This window comes from Geobacter sp. PheSNFMC (assembly GCF_059620965.1).
Map to the genome: position 1 here is coordinate 1 of NZ_JCAMRN010000109.1, position 6,562 is coordinate 6,562.

A 6,562-nucleotide genomic window follows, 5' to 3' on the forward strand; every position below is an offset into this window, starting at 1 on the left:
GGTGTGGAGATGGTAACGTGAAGTGAAATCCTGATCCTGTGATGAAAGGAACTGACATGAAGTACATTGTGTTACTCGGAGATGGCATGTCCGACGAGCCGATGCCGGAACTGGGCGGGAAAACGCCGCTCCAGGCGTCACGGACTCCCCATATGGATGCCATGGCACGCCGGGGCAAAATCGGCCTCGCCCGTACCGTGCCAAAGGGGTATCCCCCGGGCAGCGATGTGGCTAACCTTTCGGTGTTCGGCTATGACCCCCGCGCCTGCTACACCGGGCGTTCGCCCCTGGAAGCGGCCAGCATGGGCGTGGAACTGGGCCCCGCCGACGTTGCTTTTCGCGTGAATCTGGTGAACCTGGCGCCGACCCGCGGTACGCTCGTCATGAATGATTATTCGGCCGGCCACATTTCCACGGCCGAGGGCCGGGAGCTCATCGAGGCGATCCAGGACGTAATGGGCACGGAGGAATTCCAGTTTTATCCCGGGGTCGGCTACCGTCATCTCATGGTCTGGCGCAATGGGAAGAGCGGCATGACCGTGGTTCCTCCTCACGATATTTCCGGGCAGAGCATCCTCGAGCACCTGCCAAAGGGGGAGGGGGCGGATCGGCTGATAGAGCTCATGAACTCCTCGCAGCTCGTGCTCAACAATCATCCCCAGTACCGGCGCCGGCTCGAAGAGGGAAAGGTTCCCGCAAACTCCATCTGGCTCTGGGGGCATGGCAAGGCGCCCCGGATGGCGTCTTTCCGCGAAAAGTTCGGCCTTGCCGGCGCCGTCATTTCCGCGGTGGACCTGGTGCGCGGCATCGGCGTGTGCGCCGGTCTGGACGTGATCAAGGTTGAAGGGGCCACCGGCTATATCGATACCAATTACGAGGGAAAGGTAGCTGCCGCACTTGAGGCGCTTGAAGCACACGATTACGTCTACCTCCACGTGGAAGCCCCGGACGAGGCGGGCCACTGCGGCAACCTGGAGCACAAGCTGAAGGCCATCGAAGATTTCGATGCCCGGGTCGTGGGTCCCATCATGGCGGGCATGGAGAAGTTCGGATCGTACCGAATCCTCTGCACGCCGGATCACCCGACGCCGTTGCGGCTCAAGACCCACACCGATGCTCCGGTGCCGTTCATCCTCTTCAGCGGCGAAACCTCGGAGAACGCCGGCGTGGCCGGCTACGACGAAGAGTCGGCGCGATCAGCCGGCCTGATGGTCGAGGACGGGTTCAGGCTCATGGAGATGATGCTGGGCCGATAGGGGGGACACGGATGGGGCGGTCGCAAAGACCGCCCCATCTTGATTCGACGCGGGAGAGGGTGCTCACCACCTGCGGTAGACGGGACCGAGCGGGCGGTGCCAGTAAGGGCCGGGCCAGAATCCGTACCAGTAGGGATCGTAGTAGTAATAGGGCGCCGGCGTCGGATAGGGATATCCACTCTCGTAGTCCTGGCTCTTCCAGACATGGATCTCCTTGATGGCAACCACCGGGTAGCTGTAGTCCACTTCGTCAAGGGGCTGCACCTTTTTGCCCTTGATCTCTCCCACCAGGGTCACCAGACGCCCCGGTTTGAAGATCACCGCATCGAGGAACTGTGCGGAGATGGCCAGAAATCGTCCTTCCGAGCGGAAGGTGTCGTCGGGAATGCCGCTTTCGTCGAGACCGACCTGCATTACCTCGATTTGTCCTCCATCCCTGCTGTTTTTCGTATCGACTATGACCCCGCCAAGCATGACGAATTTCCCCAGAAAGGCGTCTGGATTCGCCTTCAGTCCCGCAAAGGTTACGGTCGGATCCACCAGGCGCCGTGCCTCGTCGCTGAGAACCCGCGTGCATGCCGCCAGGACGGCACAGGCAAGGACCATCATCACCAACCGGAACGATCTGTTCATGATCGGCCTCCTTTCTCCTGCTCTGACCATAATGGTAGCCGAACATGGGTAAAAGTCCACGACGGTCCCCGCCCCCGTGACGCTGCCTGGGTACGGAAATCTCTGGCAGTGACCGGGGTTTCCGTGCTATAAAAATCTGCTGATGTTTCCGTCTGGAGGGCGTTCATGAAAATCTGCGTCATTGGCACCGGCTATGTGGGGCTCGTTGCCGGAACCTGCTTTGCCGAAAGCGGCAATACCGTTGTCTGCGTGGATGTAAATGAAGAGAAAATAGCCGGCCTCCGGGAGGGTGTCATTCCCATCTACGAGCCGGGGCTCAAGGAGATGGTGATCCGCAACAGCGCAGAGGGGCGGCTTACCTTCACCACCGATCTCGCCGCTGCGGTGAAGGCGTCTCTGGTGAACTTCATAGCAGTGGGCACCCCGCCAGGTGAAGACGGCTCCGCCGACCTCAAGTACGTGCTCGACGTGGCTCGCGCCATCGGGAGCCACATGGAGGGGTTCAAGATCATCGTCGACAAGTCCACCGTCCCGGTCGGCACGGCGGACCAGGTGCGGCGCGTCGTACAGGAGGAGCTGACCCGCCGCGGCGTCAACTATGAGTTCGACGTGGTGTCCAATCCCGAGTTTCTCAAGGAGGGAGCGGCCATTGACGACTTCATGAAGCCCGACCGTGTCGTCATCGGCGTTGACAACGTGCGGACCGCCGAGCTGATGAAGGAGCTCTACTCCCCCTTCATGCGCAAGACCGACCGCATGATCCTGATGGACGTGCGTAGTGCCGAGATGACCAAGTATGCCGCCAATGCCATGCTCGCTACGCGAATTTCCTTCATGAATCAGATTGCCAACCTCTGCGAACGGATGGGTGCCGATGTCTCCGCGGTCCGGGAAGGTATCGGGTCAGATTCGCGCATTGGCTACGATTTTCTGTATCCCGGCGCGGGCTACGGCGGATCATGCTTTCCCAAGGACGTGAAGGCCCTGGTTCGGACCGCGGAGGAGTGCGGCTATGATTTCATGCTTCTCAAGGCGGTTGAGGAGGTGAATGAGCGGCAAAAGATGCTCATCCCCGAGAAGATCCTCCGGCACTTTTCCGGAGATGGGGCGGGAGCGTCACGTCCTCTCGCCGGCAAGACCATTGCCGTGTGGGGTCTGTCATTCAAGCCGCGTACCGACGACATGCGCGAGGCGCCTTCGATTGTCGTGATCGAGCGGCTGCTGGCGGAGGGTGCCTCGGTCCGCGCCCATGACCCCGAGGCGGTCAGGGAGGCGCAAAAAATTTTCGGTGATCGCATCCTCTACAGCAGTTCCAGTCCCTACGACATCCTTGCCGGTGCCGATGCACTCGCCATCGTTACCGAGTGGAACGAGTATCGCAACCCCGATTTCGAACGGATCGCCGAACAGCTCAAAACGCCGGTCATTTTTGATGGGCGCAATCTTTACAATCCGCACCGCCTGAAGGAAATGGGCTTCGTTTACCACGGAATCGGCCGCAACGGCTCCGGCTTCGTGGAGAAATAGAGCGATTGATGCGCATCCTGGTAACCGGCGGCGCCGGATTCATCGGTTCTCATCTGTGCGAACTGCTTCTGGGGCAGGGGCACGACGTGCTCTGCCTCGACAACTTTTTCACCGGATCGAAACGCAATATCGACCGGCTGATGGATTTTCATCGTTTCGAGGTCATCCGTCACGATATCATCGAGCCGATCCTGCTGGAAGTGGACCGGATTTACAACCTGGCGTGCCCTGCGTCGCCCGTTCACTACCAGTACAATCCGGTTAAGACCATCAAGACCAGCGTGATGGGAACCATCAACATGCTGGGGCTTGCCAAGCGCGTCAGGGCGCGCATCCTCCAGGCATCCACTTCGGAGGTTTATGGCGATCCCACGGTTCATCCCCAGCCCGAAACCTACTGGGGAAACGTGAACCCCATCGGCATCCGGAGCTGTTACGACGAGGGAAAGCGGGTGGCGGAAACCCTCATGATGGACTACCACCGCCAGAACGGGGTCGACATCCGGATCGCCCGCATCTTCAATACCTATGGCCCGCGCATGGCAGAACACGATGGGCGAGTGGTTTCCAATTTCGTGGTGCAGGCCCTCCGGGGAGAAGACCTCACCGTGTACGGCGACGGCAGCCAGACCCGCTCATTCTGCTACGTGGACGACCTGCTGGACGGGCTCGTGACGCTCATGGAGCATGATCAGTTCTGTGGGCCCGTAAATCTTGGAAACCCGGAAGAGACACCCATTATCGAGTTTGCCCGGCGGATCATCGCGATGACCGGTTCGTCCTCGCAGATCATCTATCGGCCGCTCCCTTCCGACGATCCTCGCCAGCGTCAGCCCGACATCACCCTGGCCCGGACGATCCTTGGCTGGGAGCCTCGCGTATCCCTTGACGAGGGGCTTGCACAAACCATCGAGTACTTTGCCGGCCTGACCCCGACCGGATAGCAGTACGGAGGAAATCATGCGGAAGCGGATGTATCTCATCCCGACCGGGTGCATACTCTTTATCCTGTATTTCACCGTGTTTGGTGAACGGGGATTGTTGCGGATCTATCATCTGAGCAACGAAAGGGATCAGATTCGCCAAAAGGTCGGTGTCGTCCGTGACGAGAACGAAAAGCTCAAAAGAGAGATCGAGGCTCTCAAATCCGACAGGCGATACCTCGAAAGCATCGCACGCAAGGATTTCGGCCTCGTGAGACCGAACGAAATAGTGTACCAGTTTCCCGCCGCGGCCGACAGGCCCGATGCCAAGCCCCAGCAGCCGGTATCCACTGCTGTTGGCGCGAAGCATTAGGCTTTTCGGCTCTTAGCACGTTTCCGGTTCAGGAGTGTCAACATGAGTACCACGCGAAAACAATCCTGCGCGGTCTGCGCCTGGCGGGCTAATTGCGCCAAAAAATTCTGCGTCACCGACGGCGGAGCCCGTTGTCCCGATTTTTCGAGAGACGTCTCCATCAAGGACGTGGAAGAAGAGCCCAATGAGGAGACGAAATGAATCAGATGGAAGGTTCCATGAAAGATGCGGTCAGGGATCTGGTGCGCGAGGCGCTTGAGCGCTCTTTCGCGGACGGCACCCTCGCCTCGGGCCACGTGCCCGATATTGTGGTTGAAAAGCCGGCCCTCGAAGAGCACGGAGATTTCGCATGCACCGCAGCCATGCTCATGGCCAAGGCGGAAAAAAAGGCGCCGCGGGCAATAGCCGAGAGTATCATCTCCCACCTGAACGATCAGGAGTCCCTGGTCGAGTCGGTTGACATTGCCGGCCCCGGTTTCATCAATTTCAGAATGCGCACCAGTGCCTGGTGCCGGGTACTTCGCAGAATCGAACACGAAGGCGGGGACTACGGCAAAAGCGGGACCGGCGCAGGGAAGAACGTGCAGGTGGAGTTCGTCAGCGCCAATCCCACCGGGCCTCTGCATATCGGGCACGGTCGCGGCGCTGCCATCGGCGACACCATCTGCCGTCTCCTTGCCGCAATCGGCTGGAATGTGACCCGCGAGTTCTACTACAACGATGCCGGCCAGCAGATCGCCAACCTGGCGCTGTCGGTACAGGCCCGCTGCCTCGGTGTCGAGCCGGGAGATCCCTCGTGGCCCACTGACGGCTACCAGGGCGAGTATATCAAGGACGTGGCCCGCTCCTACCTGAACCGCGAGACCGTCGATGCCGGCGACCAGCACGTGACAGCGGCCGGAGACCCCCACGACATGGAGGCGATCCGCCGCTTTGCCGTCGCGTATCTGCGGCGGGAGCAGGACCAGGATCTGCGGGCATTCGACGTGGGATTCGACGTCTACTTTCTCGAATCGAGCCTCTATGCCGAGGGGCGGGTTGACGACGTGGTGCAGCGCATCGTTGCCAAGGGCCATGCCTATGAGCAGGACGGAGCTCTCTGGCTGAGGACCACCGAGTTCGGCGACGACAAGGACCGGGTCATGCGCAAGTCGGACGGCAGCTATACCTACTTCGTGCCCGACGTGGCCTACCATCTCAACAAGTGGGAACGGGGATTCGTCCGGGTCGTCAACGAGCAGGGTGCCGACCACCACAGTACCATTACCCGGGTGAGGGCGGGGCTCCAGGCTCTTGACGCGGGGATCCCCACGGGTTGGCCCGAGTACGTTCTCCACCAGATGGTCACGGTCATGCGTGGCGGCGAAGAGGTGAAGATCTCCAAGCGGGCCGGAAGCTATGTTACCCTGCGCGATCTCATCGACGAGGTGGGCCGCGACGCCACGCGGTTCTTCTTCCTCATGCGCAAGCCCGATTCACAGTTGGTGTTCGATATCGATCTGGCCAAGCAGCAGACCCTCGAAAATCCCGTTTACTATGTGCAGTATGCCCATGCGCGCATCTGCAGCATCTTCGAAAACGCGGCCGACAAGGGGATCGTCCCGCCGTCCGTTGATCGGGCCAGCCTGGAAAGCCTGGGGACTCCCGAGGAACTGGCACTCGTGAAGCTGCTGAGCTCGTTTCCCGAGATCGTGGAAGGAAGCGCGCTCAATTTCGAACCCCACCGGATTACCTACTACCTGCAGGAACTGGCCGGTGCTTTCCATTCGTTCTATAACAAGAACCGGGTCATTACCGAAGATGCAGACCTGACCGGCGCGCGCCTGCTTCTGCTGCACAGCACGGCAACC

At 60.2% G+C, this 6,562-nt stretch carries 7 protein-coding genes; 6 read left to right on the forward strand and 1 reads right to left on the reverse strand.

Features of this window, described 5'->3' with window-relative positions:
* Positions 1 to 56: 56 nt before the first annotated feature.
* Positions 57 to 1,256 (forward strand): cofactor-independent phosphoglycerate mutase, encoded by a 1,200-nt coding sequence (locus AC6CDK_RS17355; RefSeq protein ID WP_192905647.1) that lies wholly within the window; start codon positions 57 to 59, stop codon positions 1,254 to 1,256.
* A gap of 63 nt (positions 1,257 to 1,319) precedes the next feature.
* Here the strand turns inward: AC6CDK_RS17355 and AC6CDK_RS17360 are convergent, their stop codons facing one another.
* Positions 1,320 to 1,889, reverse strand: a complete 570-nt coding sequence (locus AC6CDK_RS17360; protein WP_192905646.1) for a Slp family lipoprotein — start codon at positions 1,887 to 1,889, stop codon at positions 1,320 to 1,322.
* A 165-nt stretch (positions 1,890 to 2,054) separates the two neighbouring features.
* Here AC6CDK_RS17360 and AC6CDK_RS17365 point away from each other — a divergent pair, with 165 nt between their 5' ends.
* The 5 genes from AC6CDK_RS17365 to argS all read left to right on the forward strand — a co-directional run.
* Positions 2,055 to 3,416 carry a UDP-glucose dehydrogenase family protein gene (locus tag AC6CDK_RS17365; RefSeq protein WP_039644419.1) on the forward strand — a complete coding sequence of 454 codons (1,362 nt, stop codon included), beginning with the start codon at positions 2,055 to 2,057 and terminating at the stop codon, positions 3,414 to 3,416.
* Positions 3,417 to 3,424: 8 nt separating this feature from the next.
* Entirely contained in the window at positions 3,425 to 4,360 is a 936-nt protein-coding gene (locus AC6CDK_RS17370) for a UDP-glucuronic acid decarboxylase family protein (RefSeq protein ID WP_039644420.1), read from the forward strand.
* A 16-nt stretch (positions 4,361 to 4,376) separates the two neighbouring features.
* Positions 4,377 to 4,712, forward strand: a complete 336-nt coding sequence (locus AC6CDK_RS17375) for an FtsB family cell division protein (protein ID WP_039644421.1) — start codon at positions 4,377 to 4,379, stop codon at positions 4,710 to 4,712.
* A gap of 42 nt (positions 4,713 to 4,754) precedes the next feature.
* The gene (locus AC6CDK_RS17380) at positions 4,755 to 4,913 is read left to right on the forward strand and encodes a hypothetical protein (protein WP_010942458.1); all 159 of its coding nucleotides are present in this window, start codon (positions 4,755 to 4,757) and stop codon (positions 4,911 to 4,913) included.
* On the forward strand, positions 4,910 to 6,562 hold a 1,653-nt coding region (gene argS, locus AC6CDK_RS17385), incomplete at its 3' end, for an arginine--tRNA ligase (protein WP_496639938.1). The genes AC6CDK_RS17380 and argS, both read left to right, overlap by 4 nt.